This window comes from Streptomyces incanus (assembly GCF_042656345.1).
GTDB classification, from domain to species: Bacteria; Actinomycetota; Actinomycetes; order Streptomycetales; family Streptomycetaceae; genus Streptomyces; species Streptomyces incanus.
Window position 1 is genome coordinate 209,279 of the sequence record NZ_JBHSPC010000032.1, and the last position, 24,725, is coordinate 234,003.

General features: G+C 72.2%; 26 protein-coding genes. 16 read left to right on the forward strand and 10 right to left on the reverse strand.

Translation table 11 applies throughout. From position 1 onward, the window contains the following. Nucleotides 1-346: 346 nt before the first annotated feature. Nucleotides 347-760, reverse strand: coding sequence for a VOC family protein (locus ACFP2V_RS12845; protein ID WP_381210185.1), 414 nt, complete (start codon nucleotides 758-760; stop codon nucleotides 347-349). Between the two features lie 252 nt (nucleotides 761-1,012). Between ACFP2V_RS12845 and ACFP2V_RS12850 the strand changes: the two genes are divergently transcribed. The 3 genes from ACFP2V_RS12850 (at nucleotide 1,013) to ACFP2V_RS12860 (ending at nucleotide 4,155) form a co-directional block, all read left to right on the forward strand. Next, a complete protein-coding gene (locus ACFP2V_RS12850; protein WP_381210188.1) occupies nucleotides 1,013-2,611 on the forward strand; it encodes an ABC-F family ATP-binding cassette domain-containing protein in 1,599 nt (532 codons plus the stop codon). A gap of 371 nt (nucleotides 2,612-2,982) precedes the next feature. Further along, nucleotides 2,983-3,204 (forward strand): helix-turn-helix domain-containing protein, encoded by a 222-nt coding sequence (locus ACFP2V_RS12855; protein WP_018567695.1) that lies wholly within the window; start codon nucleotides 2,983-2,985, stop codon nucleotides 3,202-3,204. Nucleotides 3,205-3,351: 147 nt separating this feature from the next. After that, on the forward strand, nucleotides 3,352-4,155 hold the full coding sequence (locus ACFP2V_RS12860) for an enoyl-CoA hydratase/isomerase family protein (protein WP_381210191.1): 804 nt from the start codon (nucleotides 3,352-3,354) through the stop codon (nucleotides 4,153-4,155). Nucleotides 4,156-4,180: 25 nt separating this feature from the next. On the opposite strand, the gene ACFP2V_RS12865 is transcribed toward ACFP2V_RS12860, so the two are convergent. Then, complete coding sequence (locus ACFP2V_RS12865) at nucleotides 4,181-4,966, reverse strand: nucleopolyhedrovirus P10 family protein (RefSeq protein ID WP_381210194.1); 786 nt, start codon at nucleotides 4,964-4,966, stop codon at nucleotides 4,181-4,183. A gap of 88 nt (nucleotides 4,967-5,054) precedes the next feature. Here ACFP2V_RS12865 and ACFP2V_RS12870 point away from each other — a divergent pair, with 88 nt between their 5' ends. The 12 genes from ACFP2V_RS12870 (at nucleotide 5,055) to ACFP2V_RS12925 (ending at nucleotide 14,471) form a co-directional block, all read left to right on the forward strand. Then, a complete protein-coding gene (locus tag ACFP2V_RS12870) occupies nucleotides 5,055-5,549 on the forward strand; it encodes an Asp23/Gls24 family envelope stress response protein (RefSeq protein WP_381210197.1) in 495 nt (164 codons plus the stop codon). A 70-nt stretch (nucleotides 5,550-5,619) separates the two neighbouring features. Beyond that, entirely contained in the window at nucleotides 5,620-5,805 is a 186-nt protein-coding gene (locus tag ACFP2V_RS12875) for a hypothetical protein (protein ID WP_381210200.1), read from the forward strand. Between the two features lie 14 nt (nucleotides 5,806-5,819). Beyond that, nucleotides 5,820-6,194, forward strand: a complete 375-nt coding sequence (locus tag ACFP2V_RS12880) for an Asp23/Gls24 family envelope stress response protein (RefSeq protein ID WP_381210203.1) — start codon at nucleotides 5,820-5,822, stop codon at nucleotides 6,192-6,194. Next, nucleotides 6,191-6,823: a DUF6286 domain-containing protein gene (locus ACFP2V_RS12885; protein WP_381210206.1), complete on the forward strand. Its 633-nt coding sequence runs from the start codon at nucleotides 6,191-6,193 to the stop codon at nucleotides 6,821-6,823. Before ACFP2V_RS12880 ends, ACFP2V_RS12885 begins: the two co-directional genes overlap by 4 nt. After that, nucleotides 6,820-7,407: an alkaline shock response membrane anchor protein AmaP gene (amaP, locus tag ACFP2V_RS12890; RefSeq protein ID WP_381210209.1), complete on the forward strand. Its 588-nt coding sequence runs from the start codon at nucleotides 6,820-6,822 to the stop codon at nucleotides 7,405-7,407. The genes ACFP2V_RS12885 and amaP overlap by 4 nt, the downstream gene beginning before the upstream one ends. Before the next feature lie 281 nt (nucleotides 7,408-7,688). Next, a complete protein-coding gene (locus ACFP2V_RS12895) occupies nucleotides 7,689-8,609 on the forward strand; it encodes a ribokinase (protein WP_381210211.1) in 921 nt (306 codons plus the stop codon). Continuing rightward, nucleotides 8,606-9,610: an ABC transporter permease gene (locus ACFP2V_RS12900; RefSeq protein ID WP_381210214.1), complete on the forward strand. Its 1,005-nt coding sequence runs from the start codon at nucleotides 8,606-8,608 to the stop codon at nucleotides 9,608-9,610. The genes ACFP2V_RS12895 and ACFP2V_RS12900 overlap by 4 nt, the downstream gene beginning before the upstream one ends. 185 nt (nucleotides 9,611-9,795) lie before the next feature. Next, nucleotides 9,796-10,815, forward strand: coding sequence for a sugar ABC transporter substrate-binding protein (locus tag ACFP2V_RS12905; RefSeq protein WP_381210217.1), 1,020 nt, complete (start codon nucleotides 9,796-9,798; stop codon nucleotides 10,813-10,815). Continuing rightward, nucleotides 10,812-12,332: a sugar ABC transporter ATP-binding protein gene (locus tag ACFP2V_RS12910; RefSeq protein ID WP_381210220.1), complete on the forward strand. Its 1,521-nt coding sequence runs from the start codon at nucleotides 10,812-10,814 to the stop codon at nucleotides 12,330-12,332. The genes ACFP2V_RS12905 and ACFP2V_RS12910 overlap by 4 nt, the downstream gene beginning before the upstream one ends. 33 nt (nucleotides 12,333-12,365) lie before the next feature. Then, nucleotides 12,366-12,821, forward strand: coding sequence for a D-ribose pyranase (gene rbsD / locus ACFP2V_RS12915; protein ID WP_055605790.1), 456 nt, complete (start codon nucleotides 12,366-12,368; stop codon nucleotides 12,819-12,821). A 76-nt stretch (nucleotides 12,822-12,897) separates the two neighbouring features. Then, a complete protein-coding gene (gene deoC / locus ACFP2V_RS12920) occupies nucleotides 12,898-13,614 on the forward strand; it encodes a deoxyribose-phosphate aldolase (protein ID WP_381210224.1) in 717 nt (238 codons plus the stop codon). Between the two features lie 95 nt (nucleotides 13,615-13,709). Beyond that, nucleotides 13,710-14,471, forward strand: a complete 762-nt coding sequence (locus ACFP2V_RS12925; RefSeq protein WP_381210388.1) for a GntR family transcriptional regulator — start codon at nucleotides 13,710-13,712, stop codon at nucleotides 14,469-14,471. Nucleotides 14,472-14,509: 38 nt separating this feature from the next. Here ACFP2V_RS12925 and ACFP2V_RS12930 read toward each other — a convergent pair whose 3' ends face one another. From ACFP2V_RS12930 to ACFP2V_RS12945, 4 genes are read right to left on the reverse strand one after another with little or no spacing between them, the layout of a single operon-like run. After that, nucleotides 14,510-15,265: an SDR family oxidoreductase gene (locus ACFP2V_RS12930; protein WP_381210227.1), complete on the reverse strand. Its 756-nt coding sequence runs from the start codon at nucleotides 15,263-15,265 to the stop codon at nucleotides 14,510-14,512. 5 nt (nucleotides 15,266-15,270) lie between these two features. Next, entirely contained in the window at nucleotides 15,271-17,052 is a 1,782-nt protein-coding gene (locus tag ACFP2V_RS12935) for a glycoside hydrolase family 15 protein (protein WP_381210230.1), read from the reverse strand. Between the two features lie 60 nt (nucleotides 17,053-17,112). Continuing rightward, complete coding sequence (locus ACFP2V_RS12940) at nucleotides 17,113-17,931, reverse strand: SURF1 family cytochrome oxidase biogenesis protein (protein WP_381210233.1); 819 nt, start codon at nucleotides 17,929-17,931, stop codon at nucleotides 17,113-17,115. A gap of 50 nt (nucleotides 17,932-17,981) precedes the next feature. Beyond that, complete coding sequence (locus tag ACFP2V_RS12945; protein WP_381210236.1) at nucleotides 17,982-18,110, reverse strand: hypothetical protein; 129 nt, start codon at nucleotides 18,108-18,110, stop codon at nucleotides 17,982-17,984. Nucleotides 18,111-18,573: 463 nt separating this feature from the next. On the opposite strand from ACFP2V_RS12945, the gene ACFP2V_RS12950 reads away from it, so the two are divergent. Further along, complete coding sequence (locus ACFP2V_RS12950; protein ID WP_381210239.1) at nucleotides 18,574-18,825, forward strand: hypothetical protein; 252 nt, start codon at nucleotides 18,574-18,576, stop codon at nucleotides 18,823-18,825. 21 nt (nucleotides 18,826-18,846) lie between these two features. Here ACFP2V_RS12950 and ACFP2V_RS12955 read toward each other — a convergent pair whose 3' ends face one another. The 4 genes from ACFP2V_RS12955 to ACFP2V_RS12970 form a co-directional block, all read right to left on the reverse strand. Beyond that, nucleotides 18,847-19,833 carry a DEDDh family exonuclease gene (locus ACFP2V_RS12955; protein WP_381210241.1) on the reverse strand — a complete coding sequence of 329 codons (987 nt, stop codon included), beginning with the start codon at nucleotides 19,831-19,833 and terminating at the stop codon, nucleotides 18,847-18,849. 379 nt (nucleotides 19,834-20,212) lie between these two features. After that, nucleotides 20,213-21,220, reverse strand: a complete 1,008-nt coding sequence (locus tag ACFP2V_RS12960; protein ID WP_381210244.1) for a CopD family protein — start codon at nucleotides 21,218-21,220, stop codon at nucleotides 20,213-20,215. 115 nt (nucleotides 21,221-21,335) lie between these two features. Continuing rightward, complete coding sequence (locus ACFP2V_RS12965; protein ID WP_381210247.1) at nucleotides 21,336-22,820, reverse strand: CoA transferase; 1,485 nt, start codon at nucleotides 22,818-22,820, stop codon at nucleotides 21,336-21,338. Between the two features lie 127 nt (nucleotides 22,821-22,947). Continuing rightward, nucleotides 22,948-24,510: a S8 family peptidase gene (locus ACFP2V_RS12970; RefSeq protein WP_381210250.1), complete on the reverse strand. Its 1,563-nt coding sequence runs from the start codon at nucleotides 24,508-24,510 to the stop codon at nucleotides 22,948-22,950. Between the last annotated feature and the right edge of the window lie 215 nt (nucleotides 24,511-24,725).

Sequence of the window (24,725 nt, forward strand, 5' to 3'; positions counted from 1 at the left end):
CACGACCCGCCAGCCCCGCACGACCCGCCAGCCCCGCAGGACCGGCCCGCCCCGCCCCGCAGGGCTGGCACGATCCGAATGACCCTCGCAGGACCGGCAGGACCCGCACGACCCGCAGGAGACCGGCCCGTCCCGCAGGGCTGGCACGACCCCCAGGCCGGCCTGCCCCGCAGGGCTGGCACGGCCCGAATGACCCCCGCAGGACCGGCCCGTCCCGCAGGGCCGGCACGACCCACAGGACCGGCACGGCCCGCAGGACCGCACACGCGGCCCTGCGGGCCGTCGGCCTCGCCGCTTCCGGCCCTTCAGCGCAGCCTTTCCCGGCGAAGCCTGCCCCGCCCGCCGCTCACGCCCCGGTCTCGGGCGCGTACGTGCCGAAGCTCCAGACGTTGCCCTCGATGTCGCGGGCCATGTAGTCCCGCGAGCCGTAGTCCTGGTCCGTCGGGGGCATCAGGATCTCCGCGCCCTGCTCCACCGCCCGCCGGTGATGCGCGTCGACGTCGTCCACGACGATGTAGACCCCGACCGGGCCCGAGCCCTCCATCGCCTTGTCGAACGCGCTGCCGGTGCCCTTGGAACCCAGCATCACCGCGCCATTGCCCTGCACCAGCTCGGCATGGGCCACCCCGCCGCCCCCGTCCTCGTACACCGACAGCTCGGTGAATCCGAAGGCCTCGGTGAGCTGCCGGATCGCCGCCTTCGCGTCCCCGTACAGCAGGGTCGGAAAGATGCTCGGACGCCCGCCACCCGTGCCTGTCATGGTCATCACTCCTCGTGTCCCACAACCGGACAATCGCCGGAATATCGCCAGAAATTCGACCTGGCGCTCAGTCTGGCACTCACCACTGACAACGCCGCCCGGTCCGGCCGGGCGCCCGGCACCGCACACCCGCGCGCCGGAAAAGAGGTTGCGCGGTCCCTTAGAATGGCTCCCATGGCCATTCTCCTCGCGCATTAGACGGCGGGAACGCCCTCAGCCACCCACCGCCACCCCACGCCCTGGAGCCTGTCCGTGATCTCCGCCTCCGGCATCGAGCTGCGCGCCGGTGCCCGTGTTCTCCTCGAGAGCGCCACCTTCCGCATCGCCAAGGGCGACCGCATCGGCCTGGTCGGCCGCAACGGCGCCGGCAAGACCACCCTCACCAAGGTCCTCGCCGGCCTGGGCGTCCCCGACGCCGGCAACGTCACCCGCTCCGGCGAGGTCGGCTACCTCCCCCAGGACCCCCGCACCGGCGACCTCGATGTGCTCGCCCGCGACCGCGTCCTCTCCGCCCGCGGCCTGGACACCCTGATCCGCAAGATGCGCGAGAACGAGCAGCGCATCGCGAACGGCCAGGGCTCCACCCGCGACAAGGCGCTCCGGCAGTACGAGCGCCAGGAGACCGAGTTCCTCACCAAGGGCGGGTACGCGGCCGAGGCCGAGGCCGCCACCATCGCCGCCGCGCTGAACCTGCCCGACCGGGTGCTCGGCCAGCCGCTGCACACGCTCTCCGGTGGTCAGCGCCGCCGTATCGAGCTGGCCCGCATCCTGTTCTCCGACGCGGACACCCTCCTGCTCGACGAGCCGACCAACCACCTCGACGCCGACTCGATCGTCTGGCTGCGCGACTACCTCAAGACCTACCGCGGCGGCTTCATCGTCATCTCCCACGACGTCGACCTGGTCGAGACGGTCGTCAACAAGGTGTTCTACCTGGACGCCAACCGCTCCACGATCGACATCTACAACATGGGCTGGAAGCTCTACCAGCAGCAGCGCGAGGCCGACGAGAAGCGCCGCAAGCGCGAGCGGCAGAACGCCGAGAAGAAGGCCGCCACCCTCAACGCCCAGGCCGACAAGATGCGCGCCAAGGCCACCAAGACCGTCGCCGCGCAGAACATGGCCCGCCGCGCGGAGCGCCTGCTGTCCGGCCTCGAAGGCGTCCGCCAGGCCGACAAGGTCGCCAAGCTGCGCTTCCCCGACCCGTCCCCCTGCGGCAGGACCCCGCTGACCGCCGAGGGCCTGTCGAAGTCGTACGGCTCGCTCGAGATCTTCACCGACGTCGACCTGGCCATCGACAAGGGCTCCCGCGTCGTCATCCTCGGTCTCAACGGCGCCGGCAAGACCACCCTGCTGCGCCTCCTCGGCGGAGTGGAAGAGCCCGACACCGGCATGGTCGTACCCGGCCACGGGCTCAAGCTCGGGTACTACGCCCAGGAACACGAGACCCTCGACCGGGACCGCACGGTATTGGAGAACATGCGCTCCGCCGCGCCCGACATGGACCTCGTCGAGGTCCGCAAGGTGCTCGGCTCGTTCCTGTTCTCCGGTGACGACGTCGACAAGCCCGCCGGCGTCCTCTCCGGCGGCGAGAAGACCCGCCTCGCGCTCGCGACCCTCGTGGTCTCCTCGGCGAACGTGCTCCTCCTCGACGAGCCCACCAACAACCTCGACCCGGCCAGCCGCGAGGAGATCCTCGGCGCGCTGCGCACCTACAAGGGCGCCGTGGTCCTGGTCACGCACGACGAGGGCGCCGTCGAGGCGCTCCAGCCGGAGCGGATCATCCTGCTGCCGGACGGCGTCGAGGACCTGTGGGGCGCCGACTACGCAGACCTCGTCGCCCTCGCCTGAGCGATTCCCGGGCCGCCGGACCGCCGATCCGGCGGGTCGCAGGTCTGATCCACTGCGTATGGATCATTCGGCCCATCGGTGATCCCTCATTCGTGTGAGATCTCCTCGTACCCAGGTGTGTCCTGCACCGGTTTCGCGGCCGAGCCCCCGATCCTCCGGGGCTCGGCCGTCACGTCTTTCTGACCTGGTGCTTCGCGGCGGAAAAGATCCGGTGGTGTGGTCGGCGCCTCGTGGAATCTTTCATTCCGTATGTGGGGATGCGCTCCTGTCGTCACAACCTTGTCGCACGGACCTTGCCGAATGGGTGGCCATCGGGCCCAAGAGGGGTGATCATGAGGGGACCAGAGCGCACTTCCCATGAGGAGGCACGGGTGGCCGAGACTCTGAAGAAGGGCAGCCGGGTGACCGGCGCCGCGCGCGACAAGCTCGCGGCAGACCTGAAGAAGAAGTACGACGCCGGTGCGAGCATCCGGGCATTGGCCGAGGAGACCGGCCGCTCGTATGGCTTTGTGCACCGCATGCTCAGCGAGTCGGGCGTCACGCTCCGAGGGCGTGGCGGGGCGACCCGGGGCAAGAAGGCCGCTTCGGCCTGACCCCCGGGCGCTCACGATCCGAGGTGACCACCCGGTCGGCCGACAGGCCGGGCGGGTGGTTACTGTGCAGTCACTTAGCTGTGCCGCAAGGCGGGCCCGGCCCCGCCGTACGGTACGGAGGACGACCGCACCCCTCGGAGGCGCCCCATGGCTTCGCCCGCCCAGGACCTTGGTCCCCTACTCGACAAGGACGGCGTACGGCTCACCGTCGACGACGCGATCGCCACGGTGACGCTGACCAACCCGGCCAAGCGCAACGCGCAGAGCCCCGCTCTGTGGCGCGCATTGACCGAGGCGGGCCGGCTGCTGCCGGGCTCCGTACGGGTCGTGGTGCTCCGCGGTGAGGGCAAGTCCTTCTCCGCCGGGCTCGACCGGCAGATGCTCACCCCCGAGGGAATCGAGGGTGATCCGTCGTTCGTCGAGATGGCGCACGGCAGCGAGGCCGACCTCGACGCGACCATCGCCGTCTACCAGGAGGCGTTCACCTGGTGGCGGCGCAGCGACATCGTGTCCATCGCGGCCGTGCAGGGGCATGCCATCGGGGCCGGTTTCCAGCTGGCCCTCGCCTGCGACCTGCGGGTCGTCGCCGACGATGTCCGGTTCGCCATGCGCGAGACCAGCCTGGGACTCGTCCCGGACCTGACCGGCACGCACCCGCTGGTCGGGCTCGTCGGGTACGCCCGCGCGCTGGAGATCTGCGCGACCGGGCGGTTCGTCACGGCCGAGGAGTCCGTGAACACCGGACTCGCCAACATCGCCGTACCCGGCGACGAGCTGGACGGAGCGGTACAGGACCTCGCGGCGGCGCTGCTCGCCGCGCCCCGGGACGCCGTGATCGAGACGAAGGCACTGCTGAGCGGGGCCGTGGAGCGTACGTACGAGGAACAGCGGGTCGCCGAGCGCGCGGCCCAGGGCCGCCGGCTGCGGGACCTGGCCGGTCTCGGCGAATGAGCGACCTGTGACGCGCTGAGGAGCGTCAGTCGACCGCGGTGACCAGGACCGCCACCGTCGGACGATCCGGCAGGGCGGCCGACACCGCCGAACGGACCGACCGGGCCACGTCCAGGGCCCGGTGGTCCGCCCGGACGGCGAGGTCCACGCGCGCGTGACGGCCGGTCAGGGAGACGCCGTCGGGCACCTGCGGTGACGGCGCGAGGTGCACCGCCCGGCCGAGCGCGCCCGTCAGCCGGGACACCCCCGGTACGGCGAGCGCCGCGGCGGCGGCCCGGTCCTCGTCGGGCCCACCGGAGTCCGGGGCGTCGAACGGGGCATCGGCCCGCCCCTCGAACGGAGCATCGGCCGGTCCGTTCGCTGTGTCCCCCGCCGTGCTCCCCGCCGCCGGGCCCGCCGCCGTCCCGGCCTCCGCGTCCAGCAGCTCCGTCACCATCAGGTCCACCTCCGTCACCACCAGCCCGATCCGCTCCGCCGCGGCCCGCGACAACACCGCCCGCAGCCGGTCCGCCGTCACCGGCAGAGGCTCCGCCGCCGTGGCCGCGAACCAGGCCGTCACCCGCAGCGAGCCCGGTCGCAGGGCGCTGGGCGGAGCGGGCACCACCGGCTCGACGGCGTCCTCCGGAGCGGCGAGCGCGATCCGCAGATCGTCCAGGCGCACGCCCGGCTCGGCCCGCGCCACCGCGGGTCGCAGAACCGCCCCGGCGGCCCGCTCGAAGATCCACGCGCCGTCGCGCGGTCCGCCCAGAGGCAGAAGCCTGCCCAGCCCCAACTGCTGCCGCACTGTCCGAGTCCATCGGTCCGCCGTCATTCCTCCAGCCTGCCGTATCCCTGGCGCGCAACCACGCATCGGCGCATACGGTGGCTCTGTGGACGACGATCGGAAGGGACGTACGGCGATGAGCGACATCACGGACGGCGGCTCGACGCGGCCCGCCGACCTCGAGAAGACCGTGCCGGACACCTCCGCGCGCAAGGGGCCGGGCACCCGGCGCGGCGGAGGCGACGCCGCCACCCGCGGCCGCACCACGATCGCCGACGGCGTCGTGGAGAAGATCGCGGGCCTCGCCGCGCGGGACGTGCTCGGCGTGTACGCCATGGGCAGCGGCCTGTCCCGGACCTTCGGGGCCGTGCGCGACCGGGTGCCGGGCGGGTCGAAATCGGTGACCCGTGGTGTGAAGGCCGAGGTCGGCGAGGTGCAGACCGCGCTCGACCTGGAGATCGTCGTCGACTACGGCGTGTCCATCGGCGATGTCGCCAGGGCCGTACGGGAGAACGTCATCGCGGCGGTCGAGCGGATGACGGGCCTCGAGGTGGTCGAGGTCAACATCGCGGTGAGCGACGTGAAGCTGCCGGACGAGGAGGGCGAGGAGTCGGAGGGCCGCCTCCAGTGAGAAACCGGGCGGTGAACGGGCGCCCGGGACAGCGAGGGCGGCGAACCGCTGAGCAACTGAGGAGCACACCATGAGCATGGCCGTGGTCGGCATGATCGCCGGCATGGCGCTGGGCTTCGCCGGATACTTCGGTGGATTCGGGGCCTTCCTGCTGGTGGCGGCCCTGGGGGCCGTCGGTTTCTTCGTCGGGCGGTTCCTCGAGGGAGACCTGGAGTTCGGCGACTTCTTCCGTCCCCGCAGCGATCGGCGGCGGTGACACCGGTGGGACCGGTGAGCACGGCGGAGCATGAGGCCGACGGCGCCCCGGGCCTCGTGTCGCCGCGCGAGCGCGGCGCGACCAGGATCGCCGACCGGGTGGTCGCGAAGATCGCCTCCCAGGCGGCCCGCGAGGCGCTCGGGCCGCTGCCCCAGGACGCCGAGCCGCCGTACGCCACGGTCGTCGTCCACCACGACGACACCGCGCGGGTCAGCGTCCATCTCGAACTCGGCTACCCCGGCGACATCGGCGGCCGGTGCGGCCAGGTGCGCCGCCAAGTGATCGAACGGGTGTCCGGACTGGTGGGCATGAAGGTACCGGAGGTCGCCGTCCAGGTGGAACGGCTGCATCCGGCGGCGCTCGACGAGACCCGCCGGAGGACCCGATGAGCGAATCCGGGCCTGCCGAGGTCCCCCCGGGCGCCGTCCTGGAGAAGCCACGGCCGTCCGAGCCGGCCGACGACGTCGCGGGCGGCGGTTCCCGGCGTTTCTGGTCGGCGCGCAGGATTCCCGCCGGCCTGCTCGCGCTGCTGCTCCTGGTGGTGGCGGCGGCGTTCCTGTACGACATCGCCGCGGTGCGCGCCGGCCGGCCCGCGATGAGCTGGCGCCGGGAGCTTGCCCACCAGTTGGCCCAACGGCCCCTGGACGATATCTGGGTGCTGGTGGGCGCCGGAGTCGCCGCCGTCCTCGGACTCTGGCTGCTCCTGCTGGCCCTCACCCCCGGGCTGCGGTCCCTGCTCCCGATGCGCCGCACTCACCCCGATGTACGCGCAGGTCTCGACCGCGACGCGGCGGCGATGGTACTGCGGGACCGGGCCATGGAGATCGCCGGAGTGCGGTCGGTACGCGTACGGGTGAGCCGCAGGCGGGCCAACGTCCGCGCGGTGTCGCATTTCCGTGAACTGGACGACGTACGGGCCGACCTGCGTGCGGTGCTCGCCGACGTGGTCAGGCGCATGGCGCTGTCCCGCCCGCCGGTGCTGGCGGTACGGGTGCGACGTCCCGGCCGGAAGGGGTGAGAGCGGTGATCAGGATCGTCAACCGCGTCCTGCTCGGGATCGTGGGCCTGCTGCTGGTGGCCCTCGGCGGGTCCGTGCTGGCCGTCGGGCTGGGCGCGCCGGCGCCCTCCTGGTGGCTGCACGGCGGGCGGCACGACGTGCTGCTGGACGAGGCCGAGCGGACCCGGTGGCGGGACGAGGGCTGGTGGTGGCCGGTCGTGATCGCCGCGCTCGCCGTCCTCGTCCTGCTCCTCCTGTGGTGGCTGATCGCGGTACTGCGCCGGCGACGGCTCGCCGAGGTGTTCGTCGACACCGGCGACGGTGACGACGCGGTGCTGCGCGGCCGGGCGCTGGAGACCGCCCTCGCCCAGGATGCGGGCCGGCCGGCCGGCGTCGAACAGGCCCACGTACGGCTGACCGGCCGCCGCGGCATCCCGCGGACCCGCGTCCACCTCCTCCTGGAACCCCATGCCGACCCCGGCACCGCACTGGACACCCTCGCCACCGGAGCCCTGGCCCACGCCCGCGAGTCGGCGGGCCTGGACACCCTCCCGGCAGAGGTCCGCCTACGGGCGGTCAAACACCGCGCGGAACGCGTCAGCTGAGCGCCCCGGCGGATTCACCGGTGCCCCGCGGAGATGCGCGGGGCACGCCGCGGGCATCCCGCCGGTGCGCCGCGAGCAGAGCAGGCCGGTCGATGACGTCCGCCCAGGTGCACTGACGTTCCCCCGGACCCGCTGACGTTCATCCGCGCCGCCCACTGACGGCCCCGTCGTCCCCCGAGGTTGGCTCAAAAGACGCTTTCCCTTGGCCATTGACTATAGACATCACTGTACATACGCTCACCTTCATGTTCACGGTTGTCCCTATGCAATGAGGTGGGCACATGGTCAAGGTGGCGGTTGTCGGAAGCTATGGGGCCGGGCTGACCATGCGGTTGCCCAGGTCTCCCGCCGCGGGTGAGACCGTCTCGGGCGGGGTGTTCGCCTCCGGCCCCGGGGGCAAGGGAAGCAATCAGGCCATCGGGGCCGCCCGACTCGACGCGCGGGTCTCGCTGCTGACCGCCGTCGGCGACGACGACTTCGGGCGGGCCGCTCGCGCACTATGGCGCGAGGAAGGCGTCGCGGCGGACCACGTCCTGACGGCCGAAGCCCCGACGATGGTCGGCTTCATCCTGGTCGAACCGTCCGGGGAGAACCGCATCAGCATCGCCCCCGGCGCCCTGGACGAACTGGACGCGGCCGCCGTGGAGTCGTTCCGCGCCGAGATCGCCGCAGCCGACATTCTCGTGGTCTCCATGGAGATCCCCGAGGTGGCCGTCGCCGCGGCGCTGCGCGCGGGCCGTGACGCGGGAACCACGACTCTGCTCAACCCGGCACCCGCCCGCCCGCTGCCCGACGACCTCTGGCCGCTGATCGACGTGATCACTCCCAACCAGACCGAGGCCCCGGTGCTCCTCGGACTCCAGGAGGGCCACGGACTGAACGACGAGGAACTGACGCGCCGTCTGTGCGCGCTCACCGGCGGTGCCGCGGTCCTGACCCGGGGCGGAGAGGGTGCACTCGTCGCACAGGCGGGCGTCACGACCCGGATTCCGCCGCACCCGGCCAGGTCCGTCGTCGACACCACCGGCGCGGGCGACTCCTTCACCGCCGCGCTCGCCGTCACCTTCGCCGAGGGGCGCCCCCTCACCGAGGCGGCGCACATCGCCGGGGTGGCCGGCGCCCACACCGTGACCATCGCCGGGGTCATTCCCGCACTGCCGACCCGAGACCAGCTGAATGCCCTGATTGGAACCGAACGATGACCACGACCACCGCGCCCGCGCAGCGGGAGTTCGCGCATCCGCTGCGCAGAATGCTGCACGCACGCGAGTCCGGTGTCTTCGCCGCGCTCGTCCTGCTCTTCGTGCTGGGCAGCATCCTCTCGCCGAGCTTCGCCCAGTCCGACAACCTGCTCTCGGTCGGTCAGCAGGTGTCCCAGATCGGCATCATGGCCATCGGCGTGACCTTCGTGATCCTCAACGGGGAGATCGATCTGTCCGTCGGTTCCACCTATGCTCTGTCGGCGATCTCGACCGGCATCCTGATCTCGGACGGCTGGAGCTGGGGCCTGGCAGCGTTCGTCGGACTGGCTGTCGGCGCGGTGGCCGGACTGTTCAACGGCCTGGCGGTGGTCGTGCTCGGCGTGCCGTCGTTCATCGTCACCCTCGGCACGCTCAGCGTGTTCCGCGGTGTCGCGCTGCTCATCTCCGACGGCGCCCCGATTTCCCTCAGTTCCTCGCAGGCGGGTGTCGCGGACTTCAACCTGCTGGGGCAGGGGCTCCTGTTCGGCGTCATCCCGATGCAGTTCGTGTTCTTCGCCGTCATCGCCGTCATCGGTGCGGTGCTGCTGTCCCGTTCCCGCTTCGGCTTCAACACCTACGCCGTCGGCGGCAACCAGGAGGCCGCCCGGCTCGTCGGCGTCAACGTCAAGCGGGTGAAGCTGACCGCGTTCGTCCTCTCCGGATTCACCGCCGGACTCGCGGGCGTCCTCGGACTGTCCTTCCTGTCCTACGTCCAGGGGGTCACCGGGCAGGGCATGGAACTCACCGTGATCTCCGCGGTCATCATCGGCGGCGCCGCGCTGTTCGGCGGCTCCGGCACCATCTGGGGCACCGTCATCGGCGTCGCCTTCATCGGCCTGCTGCAGAACATCCTCAACGTCAAGGGGATCTCCTCCTTCTGGCAGACCGTCGTAACCGGCCTGGTCATCGTCGCCGCGGTCGCCGCCGACACCTGGCAACGCCGACGCAAGTCCCGCGCCTGACCGCCGCCTTCCTTCCTCCCTCCCCGTCCAGACCCTCCCCGTCCAGACCCTCCCCGTCCAGACCCTCCCCGTCCACCTGCGCCCCGGCCGCACACGCCCCGACCGGCCGGCCGACCGCACGGCCGCCGCGGAGCGCCCCGGCGGGCCGCCGCCCCCAGCGACACCCCGTGACAAAGGAGTCCCCCGTGTCCTCTCGCCCCATCCTCAGAAGCCTCGTCGCCGTGGCCACCGCCACCACCGTCCTCGGCCTCACCGCCTGCGGTGCCGTCACCTCTGCCGACAGCGCGGGGTCCGACGACGGATTCAAGCTCGCCGCCCACGTCCAGCAGCGGATCGACGACGGCAAGCCGCTGCGGATCAAGCTCAGCTACCACGACCCTTCCCTGGCCTTCGCCACGCCCATCGGCGCGGGCATGAAGAAGGCAGGCAAGGAACTCGGCGTCGAGGCGAGCCTGATCGGGCCCACCGGCGGCGACGCGGCCAAGCAGGTCTCCGAGATCCAGACGCTGCTGCAGCAGAAGGCCGTCGACGGCCTCGCCGTCTCCTCCGCGTCCAGCGATGCCCTCAAGCCCGTCATCGCCCAGGCGTACAAGGCCGGTGTCCCCGTCGTTTCCTTCAACACCGACAACCCGGACTCGGAGCAGATGGGCTTCATCGGCCAGGACCTCAAGGGTTCGGGCAAGGCGCAGGCCGAGCGGCTCCGTAAGGAACTCGGCGCCGACGCCAAGGGCAAGGTCGTCGTCTTCTCGGTGGACACCGGGGCCGGCTGGTCCCACGACCGGTTCAGCGGATTCGAGCAGGGCCTGTCCGGAAGCGGCCTGGAGATCGTCGGCCCGGTCAACGTCGGGAACGAGCCCAGTGCCGCGTACAACACCGTCGAGTCCACGATGTCCGGGCAGTCCGGCGTCGTCGCGGTCGCGGGTCTCGACTGCTGTTCCACGACCGCCGCCGCCAAGTGGGTGGCGGGCGCGAAGAAGAAGGACGCCATCACCGTCGGCGGGTTCGACCTGCTGCCGCAGACCGCCGAGTACCTCCAGAGCGGAGTGGTCGACTTCACGATCAGCCAGAACCCGACCGAGCAGGGCTACCAGGCCGTCAAGGTGCTCCACGACTTCCTCGACGAGGGCACGGAGATCAGCGGCGTGAACACCGGGGCCCAGTTCGTCACCCGGGACAACCTCGGTGAAGCGACGGTGGAGAAGTGACCGCCGCGCCCCAGGCCGCCACGGCCGTCGAGGTACGCGGACTGTCCCGCAGCTTCGGCCCGGTGCGCGCCCTGTCCGACGTCTCCTTCGACGTCCCCGCCGGTGAGGTCACCGCGCTGCTCGGAGAGAACGGCGCGGGGAAGTCCACCCTGCTCAAGATCCTCGCCGGTCTCCAGCCGCCCAGCGAGGGCACCGTCACCGTCTTCGGGGAGCGGGTGACCTCCTTCGACCCCAGCACCATGCTGGACCGGCACGGCGTCGCGATCGTCCCCCAGGAGCTTTCGCTGCTGCCCGACCGCAGCGTTGCGGAGAACGTCCTGAGCGGTATGGAACCGGGAAACCGCTGGTTCCCCTCCCGCGGCCGGATGGCGGAGCGCACCGCCGAGATCCTGGCCCGCCTGGACCTGGCCCTGGACCCCGCCGCACCCGTCGGGTCGCTGGACCTGGCCACCCAGCAGCTCGTCGTGGTGGCCCGGTCCGTCGCCCGGGGCTGCCGGGTCCTGATCCTGGACGAGCCGACCGCGATGCTCACCCCCGCCGAGGCGGAGCGGCTGTTCACCCTGATGGACGGCCTCAAGGCGGACGGCACCACCCTGCTCTACGTCTCCCACCGCATGCCGGAGGTCTTCCGGCTGGCCGACCGCATCGAGGTGCTGCGCGACGGTTCCCACGTCGCCTCCTGGCGGAACTCCGAGACCACCCCCGACCAGGCGGTCGCCGCCATGGTCGGCCGCCGCCTCGGCCACTTCGAACGGCGCCCCGACCACCGGCCCGGCCCCGGTGCCGCGCCCGCCCTGCGCCTGGCCGGGCTGACCGGCCGCCGGCACCGGGACGTGTCCCTGGAGATACGGCCCGGCGAGATCCTCGGAGTGGCCGGACTGCCGGACTCCGGGCGGGTGGAACTGCTGCACAACATCTTCGGCGGCGACCGCGGCACCGGCGGCGAGGTGGAACTCCTGGGCGAGCCCTACCAGCGGCGCAACCCCGTCGCCAGCGTCGGCCGTCGCCTGGCCTTCGTCCCCGGCGAGCGCCGCGCCCAGGGCCTGCTGACGACCATGAGCGTCGGTGACAACGTCGGCGCGCTGGCCACAGAGCGGCTCAGCCGGTTCGGACTGCTCCGCCGCCGGGCCCTCGACCGGCAGGCCACCGAACAGGCACAGCGCATGCGGGTCAAGACCGCCACCATGGAGCAGCCCATCACCAGCCTGTCCGGCGGCAACCAGCAGAAGGTGGTCCTCGGCCGCTGGCTGGCGATCGACCCGGCCGTGCTGATCCTCGACGAACCCACCCGCGGGGTGGACGTCGGAGCGAAGGCGGAGATCTACGAGCAGCTGTTCGAGCTGGCGGAGAAGGGCCTCGCGATCCTCTGCTCTTCCTCGGACCTGCCCGAACTGCTCACCCTGACCGACCGGATCGTGGTGATGAGCGAAGGCCGTGTCGCCGGCATCGTGCCGTCGGCCGAGGCGACCGAGGAATCGATCATGACCTTGGCGACCGGAGCGGTGCCGGCCGCCTGAGCCCCACCTTCCTCACCCCAGAAAGGAACGACCATGAAACGACACGGCATCCTCAACGCCGAACTGAGCGGGGCCCTGGCCACCCTCGGTCACACCGACCTCCTGCTGGTCGTCGACGCGGGCTTCCCCGTTCCCCGGGACGCCCACCGCGTCGACCTGGCGATCGCGGAGAACCTTCCGGACCTGCGGACCGTGCTCGGGCTGATCGCCGACGAACTCGTCGTCGAGGGCGTGGTGCGGGCCGAGGACGTCCCCACCCGGCACCCCCGGCTCGACGCATGGCTGCGCGAGAGGTTCTCCGGCGCCGAGTTCACCACCCGGCCGCACGCCGAGGTGCTCGGCGAACTGGCCCGTCAGGCCAAGGTCGTCGTCCGCACCGGCGCCTTCGAACCCTGGGGCAACATCGGCCTTTTCTGCGGTGTCGACGCACCCCGCTGGTTCGACAAGGAGGACGTCGACGTTCCTCCGGAGTACGCCTCCAAGCTCTGATCCCCCGGGATCCGACGTCGTGGGCGCCGGACCGTTCCGCCGCCCGCACCACCCCCACCTCTCAGGGAGACAATCCGTGTCCGAGACAGTGACGACCCCCACCGCCGAGCTGACGCTCAGCCCGGCCGAGCTGGCCCCCTACATCCAGCACACCCGTATCGAGCCCGATGCCACCCGCGACGACATGGTCGCCCACGCGCAGGAGGCCGTCACCTACGGCTTCAACGCCGCGATGGTCCCCGCCTCCTGGCTCCCCGTCGTGGTCGCCGAACTGCGCGGCACCGGTATCGAGGTCGCCTCCGCCCTGGACTTCCCCACGGTGGGCGTCATGACCAGCGCGGGCAAGGCGGCCGAGGCGGCCGAGATAGCCCGGCTCGGCGCCACCCAGCTCGACATCGGCGTGCAGGTCGGCTGGCTCAAGAGCGGCAAGTACGATGAGTTCCGCGAGGACATCGCGGGTGTGGTCCGCGCCTTCGGCGGCCCGGTCAAGGTCATGCTGGAACTGCCACTGCTCAGCGCGCAGGAGAAGGAGGCCGCCGTCGAACTGGCCATGGAGGCCGGCGTCGCCTACCTCAAGAACGCCAGCAGCGGACAGATCGAGACGGCCGGCCCGGACAGCGTCCGCTACCTTGTCGACCGGGCCCGTGACGGTGTCCGTGTGAAGGCGTCGGGGTCCATCAAGTCCTACCGCCAGTCCCTGGAACTCCTGCGTGCCGGTGCCTCGTTGCTCGGTACGAGTGCCGGCAAGGCGATCGTCACCGACACCGGCGGCGACCACACCGTCAGCTACTGACCAGCCGCCGGCCGGCTGTGACCGACCAGTCGCCGTGCCCCGGCCTCCTTCGGCCGGGGCACGGCACATCCACCGTGGAGAGGAGACGCGTGACCGTGACGGCCGACGAAGGGGGTCTTCCGGGCATCCGGCGCAACGTCCCCACCGCGATCCACGTGCAGATCTCGGAACACATCCGACTGCGCATCGCGAGCGGTGAGTGGCCGGCGCACTACCGGCTCAAGAGCGAGCCCGAACTGGCCCAGGAGTTCGGCGTCAGCCGCGGCACGGTGCACCGCGCCCTGACGACCCTCATCGAGGAAGGGCTGCTGAGGCAGGTCCGCGGACGCGGCACGTTCGTCACGTCCACGGTCATCGAACCGTCGATCGCCCAGAAGCTGAGCACCCTCTCGGAGGACTTCGCCAGCCAGGGCGTCGTCGCCACCACCGAAGTGCGGGAGTGCTCCCTGATCACCCCGCCCCGGCCCGTCGCCGCCCTGCTCGACCTGACCTCCCCCGACGCCCAGGTACTGCGCCTGGTGCGGGTGCGCACCATCCCCGAGGGCCCGGTCGCGCTCCTGTTCAACTTCGTGCGGGCCGACCTCGCGCCCGGCATCGAGCGGGCGGACTTCACGTCCTCGAGCCTCTTCGGCGAGCTGGAGGGCACGTTCGGTCTCCGGATCGCCACCGCCCGTCGCACGTTCAGCGCCGAGGCGGCCACCGAGGAGACCGCCCGCGCCCTGGCCGTGGAACAGGGCAGCCCGGTGCAGTACCTCCAGCAGGTCACCTATCTGGACGACGGGCGGCCGGTGGAGTACTCCGACGTGTGGATCCACAGCGGCCGGCTGCGCGTGACCTCGCTCTTGCTGCGCCGCTGACCGGACCGTTCCGCGCGGCCCCGCCTCCGGAACGGTCCTCAGAACCCGTGCCGCACCCCGCCGTCCACCGGGACCATGACGCCCGTGACGTAGGAGGCGGCCGGGGAGAGGAGGAAGGCCGCGGCGCGGCCGAACTCCGCGGGGGTGCCGTAGCGGCGCAGCGGGATACGGGACCGGGCCGCCTGGCGGGTGGCCTCCGGGTCGGCGGAGAGGGAGTCGAGCTCACGGACGCGGTCCGTGTCGATGCGTCCCGGGAGCACACCCACGACACGGATGCCGCGCGGGCCCAGCTCGTCCGCGAGGGACTTGGCGAAGCCGGCCAGCCCCGGGCGCAGCCCGTTGGAGATGGTCAGGCCGGGGAGCGGCTCGTACACCGAGCCGGACAGCACGAAGCCGATGACGCCGCCCTCGCCCAGCTCCGCGGCGGCGGCACGGGCCAGTCGTACCGCGCCCAGGAACACCGAGTCGAACGCCGACCGCCACTGCTCGTCGGTGGTGTCGGCGACGAACCCGGGAGGGGGACCGCCCACGCTGACGAGGACGCCGTCGAAACGGTGGAACCGCTCACGCGCGGTCGCGATCAGCCGCGCCGCCGCCTCGGGGTCGGCGTTGTCGACCGCCACACCGACCGCGTTCGGCCCCAGATCCGCGGCCGCCTCGGCGACGCTCTTCTCCTCCCGTCCCGTGACGACCACCTTCGCGCCGTCGGCGACCAGCTCGCGCGCGGTGGCGTTGCCCAGCCCGCGGGTCGCCCCGGTGACGATGTACACCCGGTCCTTCAGTCCAAGATCCATGGCCCCTATCCTGCCTCCTCGTTCCCGAACAGGGCGAGAGCGGTGTTCACCAGACCGATGTGACTGAACGCCTGCGGGAAGTTGCCCAGCAGCCTCTCGCCGACGGGGTCGTACTCCTCCGCCAGCAGCCCCACGTCGTTGGCGAGTCCCAGCAGCCGTTCGAACAGCTCGCGCGCCTGTGCCGTCCGGCCCGTCATGTGCAGGGCGTCCGCGAGCCAGAACGAGCACACCAGGAAGGTGCCCTCCACGCCGGGCAGGCCGTCGACGCCGGTGGCGTCCGCGGTGTAGCGGCGGACGAACCCGTCCCGCCCCAGCTCCGCGTGGATCGCGTCGACGGTGCCGAGCACCCGGGGGTCGTCGGGCGGCAGGAAGCCCAGCCGGGGGATCAGCAGCAGCGCGGCGTCGAGTTCCCGCGAGCCGTAGGACTGGGTGAAGGTGTTCCGCTCGGGGTCGTACCCCTTCTCGCACACGTCACGGTGCACCTCGTCGCGCAACGCGCGCCAGTCCTCGACGTCGCCCTCGAGGTCCGGGCTCTCCTCCAGGGCGCGCACGGCACGGTCGGCGGCCACCCACACCATCACCTTCGAGTGCACGAAGTGCCGCCGGCCGCCGCGCACCTCCCACAGGCCCTCGTCCGGCTGCCGCCAGGCCGAGCGGAGGAAGTCCAGCAGCACCCTCTGCAGCGCCCACATGTTCGGGTGCGGGGACAGGCCCGATCGGCGGGCCAGTGCCAGCGAGTCCACGACCTCTCCGTACACGTCCAGCTGGAGCTGGTTGACGGCGTCGTTCCCGACCCGTACCGGAGTGGCGCCGTCGAAGCCGGACAGCCACGGCAGTTCGGACTCGGGCAGCCGCCGCTCGCCCGCCACTCCGTACATGATCTGAAGATCGGCCGGGTCGCCCGCGACCGCGCGCAGTAGCCAGTTGCGCCATGCCTCCGCCTCGTCCTGGTAGCCGGCCGCCAGCAGCGCGTTCAGGGTCAGCGTGGAGTCGCGCAGCCAGCAGAAGCGGTAGTCCCAGTTGCGCACCCCGCCCGGTTCCTCCGGCAGCGAGGTGGTGGGCGCGGCGACGATGCCGCCCGTCGGCGAGTAGGTGAGCGCCTTGAGCGTGATCAGGGACCGCACGACCGCGTCCCGGTACGGTCCGTCGTAACGGCAGCGGGACGCCCACGCACGCCAGTCGGCGATGCTGTGCCGCAGCGAGGAGTACGGGTCCACCAGCGGCGGGCGCGGCTCGTGGGACGGGTGCCAGGTGAGGACGAACGCGACCCGCTCGCCCGGCGTGACCGTGAACTCGGAGTGCGTGCCGCGGTCCTCGCCCCAGGTGGGAACCTCCGGCACACTGCGCAGCCACGCCGAGTCCGGCCCGGCGACCGCCACCCGGTGGCCGTTCGTCCTGCGCACCCAGGGCACCACCGAGCCGTAGTCGAAACGCAGCCGGAGCGTGCTGCGGACGGTCACCTCCCCGCGTACGCCCTCGACGATGCGCACCAGATCGGGCGCGCGGTCGCGCTGCGGCATCAGGTCCGTGACGCGCACCAGGCCCTCGTCGGTCTCCCACTCCGTGTCCAGGACGAGGGTGTCCCGGCGGTAGGCGCGGCGCGTGTACCGCTCGGCGCCCACGGGCGCGATGCGCCAGTGACCGTTGCCCTCGTCGCCGAGCAGCCGGGCGAAGCAGGCGCCGGAGTCGAAGCGGGGCAGGCAGAGCCAGTCGACCGAGCCGTCCGCGCCCACCAGGGCAGCGGTCTGTTCGTCGCCGATGAGCGCGTAGTCCTCGATACGGTGCACGAGGTGCGGATGCCCGGCCACCGGGAGTGGCAATCCGGGTGGAGCCGGGTGAGTGACGGGCTACACCGCCGCGGGTTCGGTGTCCTCCGTGTCCTCGGCGTCCGCCGTACCGGCCGCCTCCCGCTCCGCCTTCTCCGCCCGCTCCCGGGTCTCGCGGCGGACGAGGACGACCCAGCCGACGGGGACGCCCGCGGCGAACAGCCACCACTGGACGGCGTACGCCATGTGGGGGCCGATCTCGTCGTGCTCGGGCGAGGGGATCGGCTGCGGGGTGTCACCGCCCGGCGCGGGGTCGGTCAGGTCGACGTAGCCGCCGAGGACCTGCCTGCCGAGCCGGTCGGCCTCCAGTTCGCTGTTGATCAGCATGATCTGCCGGTCCGGCAGGCCCTGGAGGTTCTTGATGCCGCTGTCCTCGGTCGTCTGGTCCTGCATCAGCCGCCCGGTGATGGTGAGTTCGCCCTCGGGCGGTGCGGGAACCTTCGGGAACGCGGTCTGGCTCGGACCGTCCGCGGGGATCCAGCCCCGGTTGGCCAGCAGGACCTTGCCGTCGTCGAGGACGAAGGGGGTCAGGACGTGGTAGCCGACCTCCTCGTCCGCGTTGGTGCGGCGGCGCACGACGACCTCGTCGGAGGCGTCGAAGCGGCCCTTCGCCGTCACCCTGCGGTACCGGTCGTCGTCGTCGACCTTCGCCCCGGGCACGGTCAGTGACTCGACGGGCACCGGCTTCGCCGCCAGGGAGTCGGCGATCACCTGGTTCAGCGCGACCCGGCGTTCGTGACGGTGCAACTGCCAGAAGCCCAGCTCGACCATCGTCGGGATGAGCACGAGCGCCAGCAGAGTGAGGATCACCCACTGGCGGGACAACAGGAAGCGGTACACCCCACGACCGTACAACCAGGGCCGCGGGGTGCATTCAGGCGGGTACGTCCTCACACCCGGGCGTCGATCCCCGCCCTTCCCTCCGCGCGGGCGCAGTGGGAGCCGCGGTACCGGTGGCCGTCGGCCTCCACTTCCTGGCCGATGATCTGCACCCGGCAGTGCTCGCGGATCGGGGCCATGCGGTGAACCGAAGCAGCAGAACCCCGGATTCTGAGGTCCGGGGGGGCGGTGTGGCATCAGCCGGTGTGACATCAGCCGGTGTGACGTCGGAGAGCAGAGCTGCATCAGCTGGAGGTGCCCGGCGGCGGTTTTCAGGGGCGTTTTTCGGTTCTCGGCACGCTGGGCGATCTCCCCCGCACCGAGTAGGGCCGCAGTGGCAGCGGCCAGGGCCGCGAACAGGCGCACGCCGTGCTTCTCCACGAATTCATTCATTACCGGAGGGGCGTCGTGACGAAGGAAGAACGGCTTGAGGAGTGGCTCGCTGAGGCCTCGCCCCTCACCGAGGACCGGTCGGACGAGAGGCCTTGCGCTGATGGAGGTGAAGTGACTCCCTCCGCGACCGCTGCGCCGACCGGGTAGAACCTTCGGGCAGCAGCCCCCGTCGGCTTGCCAGTGCCCCACCCGGCCCCAACGATGCGGTTTATGACATGTTGCGAAGTGTGCGGGAACGACTATGCGCTGGCGTTCACCGTCACGACCCAGGATGGTTCCGCCCACGTATTCGATTCGTTCGCCTGTGCGATTCATCGCATGGCCCCGATCTGTGAGCACTGCCGGGTGCAGATCATCGGCCAGGGCGTCGAGGTCGACGGCCACTGGTACTGCGGAGCGCACTGCGCCCGCGCGGAAGGAAAGGCCGGCATCGTGGACAAGGTCGGCAGGGTGAGCAGTTAGGGGCTGTCCGGGCGTACGGGGTCAGCCCTCCGGTGCGGGTTCGACGTCGCGCAGCAGCTGTCCGAACGCCGCCTCGTCCATGACCGGGGTGCCGTACTGCCGGGCCTTGACCACCTTGGACGTGCCCGAGTCCGGATCGTTGGTGACCAGGAGGCTGGTCAGCCGGGAGATGCTGGTGGCGACATGCAGCCCGGCCTCGGTCGCCCGGTCCTCCAGCAGGTCCCGCTCCACGGAGGTGTCGCCGGAGAAGGCGACCCGCATGCCCTGCTTGAGGGGCTTGCCCGGTTCGTACCGGCCCGGGTTGGGATACGGGCACGTCGGCCGCTTGCGGGACGGGCGCCAACTGGTGGGCCGGTAGCCGCTGCCGTGACCCGCCTCCTGCCCGACACGGGGCCGGTCCGTCCACTCCGTCAGCGGCAGGCACTCGTGCAGCGGCAGCCGTACGCCACGCGCCGCCGCGGTCCGCAGGCTGGGCCGGAAGGCCTCCGCCAGCACCCGGGCGTCGTCCAGCGCGTGGTGCGCGCGCTGCTGGATCACGCCGAAGTGCGCGGCGAGCGACTCCAGTTTGTGATTGGGCAGCGGCAGCGCGAGCTCCTTGGAGAGGGCGATCGTGCACAACCGCTGCTTCACCGGCACCTGCGCGCGGGCGCGCGCGTACTCGCGGGCGATCATCTGCCAGTCGAAGACGGCGTTGTGCGCGACGAGCACCCGGCCCTCCAGCCGGGTGGCGAACTCCCCGGCGATGTCGGTGAAGAGGGGCGCCCCTCGGAGCGCCTCGCTCGTCAGACCGTGGATCCACACCGGGCCGGGGTCCCGCTCCGGATCGACCACCGTGTACCAGTGGTCCTCGACCTCACCGCGCGCGTCCAGCTGGTAGACGCCTGCCGAGATGATGCGGTCGTCCCGGGCGAGCCCCGTGGTCTCCACGTCGACGACCGCGTATCCCTGCGGATACGTGGCCGGCCACGCGGTGGGGGAGGGCGCTTCGGTCGTGAGGTCTTCGAGCATGGTTCACGAGGATACGGGCCCCCGCCGACAGCCCTGCCCGTCAGGCATCGCGCGGGGCATGCCTGTTCGGTGCCGGGAATGCCCGGAGAGGCGTGCCGGGTACCGCCTCCGACGGTGCCACCGGTGCGCGCCGACCGCCCTCGTCCTCACCGGCCGGAGCAGCGCCCGCCTGGGCGGGCGGCGCCCGGAAGGCCGGTCCTGCGCAATCCGGAAGGCCGGTCCTGCGCAATACGGCGGGCGACGCCCTGGCCATGGGCCTGACCTGCCTGGCGGGGACGCTGCCGGGGGCCACGGGGAGGGAGGGCCGGGCCCCGGCCGGAACGCCTGTGCCCGGTGTCCGTGCCCAGGGCGGCGAGGGAGACCCCCCACCGACCGCCCCTCACCAGCGGATCGGCACCGGCAGCGCCGTCAGGAGGCCCGACACCGCCACCACCAGGGCCAGAACGTACGCCTCTGCCCGCGCGGGGGCACGGGCGCTCAGCGGATCGGCCGCGCGGGCCAGCCGGATCCTGGCCCACAGGGCGAGGGCCGCGACCCCGGTCATCAGGATCACCTTGGCGAGCAGGACACGCCCGTACGCCGTGTCCGTCAGCTGCTCCAGGATCGACTCCGGCGGCATCCGGCGCAGCGAACTGCATACCCCGGTCGCCGTGAGGGCGACGAGCAGAAGGGCCGCCACGCGCGCGTACAGCCCCAGCAGCACGGCGCCCGCCGCCGAGCCCCGCCACGCGCGCATCGTGCGCAGCGCGTACAGCAGGCCGCCCGCCCAGAGCGAGGCGCAGACCAGATGGATCAACGTCAGCCCGGAGCCGATCAGCGGGGTGTACTCGGTCTCGGGGTGCGCGCGCAGGGCCTCGGCGGCGACGACCGCGGCCAGCGGCCAGACCTGCGAACCCGGACGGCCGGAGGCGGCGCACAGGGCCGCGGCGAGGAACGCGTTGACCTCCAGGAGGGCGAGCTTGCCCTCCCGCGAGTCGTACAGGCTGCCCACGTCGATGGCGGCGAGGCTGTCGGGAACCAGGTTCCCGGTGGCCACGACGCAGGCGAGCCCGAGAGCGGCCACGAAACCGACGGAGTTCGCGACGGTGGACCAGTTGCGCGGCACGGCCGGGGGAGCGTGGGGCACGGAACGCAGCAGCCGTCTCACGAACAGCTCGCCGACGGGTACGGCCAGCGCCGCGAACAGCACCGTCCGGAGCAGGGCTATGCCGCCGGTGCCGGGCGCGGCGGCCTCACCGGTGTCGTGCAGGGCCGGGGACGGGCCGAGGAGCGGTATCAGCGCGGCCAGCGCCACCAGCACGATGACGGCGACGGCCGGGCCGGTGCCAGGACGCCGCGCGCCCCTGTGCGCACCGGTCGTCCCGGACGTGGGGTTTGTCAGAGTCACCCCAGGATCTTCACAAGGGCTCACAGAACGGGCAAGCGCGGGGTGGAAGGGGTGGGGTGCATTTCCTGGCAAGGCCGCATTTACTGCCCCGGTCGACTGTCCGTCGCCGTCTCCCTCACCCCCACCGGGCCGCGTCGGCCCCCCATGGCCCGGGCGGACGGGTCCAGTCACGGGGGCCGTCGGCGAACGACACCGGGGACCGGGCGTACCGCAGTCTCCCCAGGGCGCTGTCCGTCTCCGCGAGCCAGTCGTCGGCGGACCCGCCCGCGGCCGGGACGGGGGCCGGGGCGGAGGTGGGGCCGAGGGCTGCCGCGGTCCGATCGCCGCCCGGCGCACGCGTGGGCGCTCCCTCCAGCAGCCAGGCCGCCGTCCGCGCCAGCGCCAGTCGTACGAACCGGCTGCCGCCCTCGTCCGCCTGCTCGGTCAGCGCCCGCAGCACCGCCGCCGCCAGCAGGTACCCGGTGCCGTGGTCGAGGGCCTGCGCCGGGAGCGCCCCCGGACGCCCGGCCGACCCCTCGCTCACCGCGATCCCCGTGGCCGCCTGCACCAGGCTGTCGAAGCCGCGCCGGTCGCCCCACGGCCCGTGCGTCCCCCACGCCGACAGCTGGGCCACGACCACCCCGGGCCGGCGCTCGGCCAGTGCCCCGGCGCTCAGCCCGAGGCGGTCCAGGGACCGCGGCCGGTACCCGGTGACCACCACGTCCGCCGCCGCGAGCAGTTCCTCGAACGTGTCCCGGCCGGCCGGCAGATCCAGCAGGGCCGAGCGCTTCCCGAACCCCGTGTCGGTGTGCTGGTCGGGGAGTTCGGGCAGCCCCGGCGGGTCCAGGCGCAGCACGTCCGCGCCGAGCAGGGCGAGCGTGCGGGTGGCGACGGGGCCCGCGACGACCCGGGTCAGATCCAGCACCCGCAGTCCCGCGGCGGGCAGCAGGGGATCACGGTCCACGGGGGTGAGTGTCCGCGCGGGGGCGGAATCCAGCCGCCCGCACTCCACCAGCGGGCGCCGCGCCACCGCCGCCGCCTGCTCGTGTGCCGTCCACTCGGCGGGCGTCCGCAGTGCGACGGCGAGGCCCCCGGCGGCGTACACGGTCGCCTCGACCTCTGCGGCCGACCACCCGGCCAGTGCAGCCGCCACCGCCTCCGGGTCGTCGGACGCACCCAGCGCGGCGAGCAACCGGGCCCGGTGGTGCGGGTAGTTGGCGTGCGTACGCACCCATCCGTCCGCCGTGCGCCAGAAACGCGACAGCGGGGCGAAGGCCGTCGGGGCCCGCCCGTCGACCAGCAGATGCCGCTCACTGACGAACGCCGCCGCCACCGCTCCGTCGTCCACCCGCACGGCGGGCACTGCGAGGTCCGGTGGATGACCGGGACGAACAGATCCCGCCCGCCGCGCACCCAGTTCGGCCGCGGCCAGCGCGCACGCGCCCACACAGGCGCGCGCCAACTCCCGTACCGGCAGCCGCGCGGGAAGCGCCTCGGGCCGCTCGACGGTCGTCACGCGCGCGAGGAGAGCGGGGTCTCCGCCCAACGACGACCAGGCGGCGGCGAGCCCGGGGCCGGAACCGATGCAGGAGCCGGGGGAGGGGCGGTCGGTGTCGGTCATGGGTGCACTATGCGCTATCGGTCGGCAGGCAGCGAGGGGGCCGGACGAATGATCGCCCGGCCCCCTCTCACTCACCCACAGGCCCCGCAGGACGAATAACGCGTCACCGCGTCACCGCGTCACCGCGTCACCGCTTCACCGCGCGCAGCGCGTCGACGATGCCGGAGCCGTAGAAGCCGTTGACCCGGCTGCCGCCCTCGCACGTCGCGTCCTGCACGCCGTCGCCGTCCTGGTCGTACGACGCCGGGCAGCCCGGGTTGTTCGCCTGCGCCTTCAGCAGCGCCTGCAGCTGGGCCGGGGTCGCCCCCGGGTGCCTGGACTTCAGCAGCGCGGCGACACCGGCGGCGTGCGGCGCGGCCATCGACGTGCCCTGCAGGAAGGCGTACGCGCCGTTCGGCATGGTGGACAGGATGCGGCCGTTCTTCGACGGGGTGTCGGGCGTCTGGTAGCGTCCGTCGCCGCCGGGTGCGGCCACGTCGACGACGCCCTTGCCGTACGTGGAGTAGTACGACTTGAGGTTCTGCACGCCCGTCGCGCTGACCGTGACCACGCCCGGGAGCTGGGTCGGCAGGTCGAAGCACTCGGACGGGTCGATGGTGCGCTCGACCGGTGTGGTGTCGTTGGGGCTGGAGGCGTCGTCGATCGCGTGCGACGCCAGGTCGTGGTTGGAGTTGCCGGCCGAGGAGACGTGCAGGGTGCCCTTGCGCTGCGCGTACAGCTGGGCCCGGTTGACCGCGTCGACGATCGCCCGCTGGTCCGGGTCGTCCATGCAGTTGTAGAGCCACGGGTCGACGTAGTAGCTGTTGTTCGTGATCTCCACGCCGTGGTCGGCGGCGAACACGAAGGCGCAGACGACGTTCTCCGGGTAGAACAGCCCGTTGTCCGGGTCGCTCACCTTGATGGACGCGACCTTGACGCCGGGCGCGACACCGGCGACGCCGATGCCGTTGCGGGCCGCGGCGATCTCACCGGCCACATGGGTGCCGTGGTAGTCCTCGTCCGTGTACGGGCGCCAGGCGCCCTTACGGGTGTCCGCCTTGCCGCCGACGCAGTTGGCCGACTGTGCGGCGGAGAAGTTCGGCGCGAGGTCGGGGTGGGAGTCGTCAACGCCGGTGTCGATCACGGCGACGGTCACCTTGCGGCTGCCCGGGTTGATCCGCGCGGCCTTGTCGGCGCCGATCGCGCGCAGGTCCCACTGGTCGGCCTCGAGCGGCTCGCTGCCGGGGGTCCGCGCGGAGGCGGCCCGCGTCCTGGCGGCCTCCTCGGCCGTCACGTAGTCCGCCGCGCCCACGTCCGTCGTCCCCGCGGGGACCAGCGGTGCGGTGCGGGTCGCTCCGGCCGTCTGCACCCCGCGCACGGTGCGCATCTTCTGGGCGAAGCCGGGGTTCGCCGAGTGGGCGACGATCACACCGATCCGGTCGTGCGTGACCACGACGGTCCCGCCGGCCGCGGCGACCGCCTTCTTCACCGACGCGATCGTGTGGCGGTCCGTCCTGGTGTTGACGACGTACGCCAGACCGGGGGCGTTTGTCGCCCGCTCCGTCGCCTGCTCGTTCGCCCGGTCAGCTGCCGTCGATGCCGCCTGCGGAGCCGCCGAGGCCGCCGCCGGCAGGAAGCCGAGCGAGACGGTCAGGGACAGCGCGACGGGCACGGCGAGGGCGAGTCGGCGTCTGGAACGCAGATGAGCCATGGGATCTCCACATCATCCGGAAACAAAACCGGCCCGAGGCACAGATGGTGCTCGGGCAGGTACATGACGGGTGGTGCAGGGCGAAGCTATCCCGCGCGCCCGCCGGCCAGCAACGTTTTCTCGGTTGTGTCTTCGGTAAACGTCCGCGCAAAAGAAGCACGCAGGGTTGAACCGGTCCTCGCGCGGCGCCGTGACGTTGTGCAGGGAGCGCGAGG

Bases quoted from the DNA above. Each gene is read 5' to 3' on its own strand.
- ACFP2V_RS12860 (WP_381210191.1), top strand. From the start codon at position 3,352: ATGGCTTCGCCCGCCCAGGACCTTGGTCCCCTACTCGACAAGGACGGC.
- rbsD (WP_055605790.1), top strand. From the start codon at position 12,366: ATGAAACGACACGGCATCCTCAACGCCGAACTGAGCGGGGCCCTGGCC.
- ACFP2V_RS12865 (WP_381210194.1), bottom strand. From the start codon at position 4,966: ATGACGGCGGACCGATGGACTCGGACAGTGCGGCAGCAGTTGGGGCTG.
- ACFP2V_RS12875 (WP_381210200.1), top strand. From the start codon at position 5,620: ATGAGCATGGCCGTGGTCGGCATGATCGCCGGCATGGCGCTGGGCTTC.
- ACFP2V_RS12970 (WP_381210250.1), bottom strand. From the start codon at position 24,510: ATGGCTCATCTGCGTTCCAGACGCCGACTCGCCCTCGCCGTGCCCGTC.
- ACFP2V_RS12900 (WP_381210214.1), top strand. From the start codon at position 8,606: ATGACCACGACCACCGCGCCCGCGCAGCGGGAGTTCGCGCATCCGCTG.
- ACFP2V_RS12955 (WP_381210241.1), bottom strand. From the start codon at position 19,833: ATGCTCGAAGACCTCACGACCGAAGCGCCCTCCCCCACCGCGTGGCCG.
- ACFP2V_RS12885 (WP_381210206.1), top strand. From the start codon at position 6,191: ATGAGCGAATCCGGGCCTGCCGAGGTCCCCCCGGGCGCCGTCCTGGAG.
- ACFP2V_RS12965 (WP_381210247.1), bottom strand. From the start codon at position 22,820: ATGACCGACACCGACCGCCCCTCCCCCGGCTCCTGCATCGGTTCCGGC.
- ACFP2V_RS12950 (WP_381210239.1), top strand. From the start codon at position 18,574: ATGACATGTTGCGAAGTGTGCGGGAACGACTATGCGCTGGCGTTCACC.
- ACFP2V_RS12945 (WP_381210236.1), bottom strand. From the start codon at position 18,110: ATGGCCCCGATCCGCGAGCACTGCCGGGTGCAGATCATCGGCCAGGAA.
- ACFP2V_RS12895 (WP_381210211.1), top strand. From the start codon at position 7,689: ATGGTCAAGGTGGCGGTTGTCGGAAGCTATGGGGCCGGGCTGACCATG.
- ACFP2V_RS12930 (WP_381210227.1), bottom strand. From the start codon at position 15,265: ATGGATCTTGGACTGAAGGACCGGGTGTACATCGTCACCGGGGCGACC.
- ACFP2V_RS12845 (WP_381210185.1), bottom strand. From the start codon at position 760: ATGACAGGCACGGGTGGCGGGCGTCCGAGCATCTTTCCGACCCTGCTG.
- ACFP2V_RS12870 (WP_381210197.1), top strand. From the start codon at position 5,055: ATGAGCGACATCACGGACGGCGGCTCGACGCGGCCCGCCGACCTCGAG.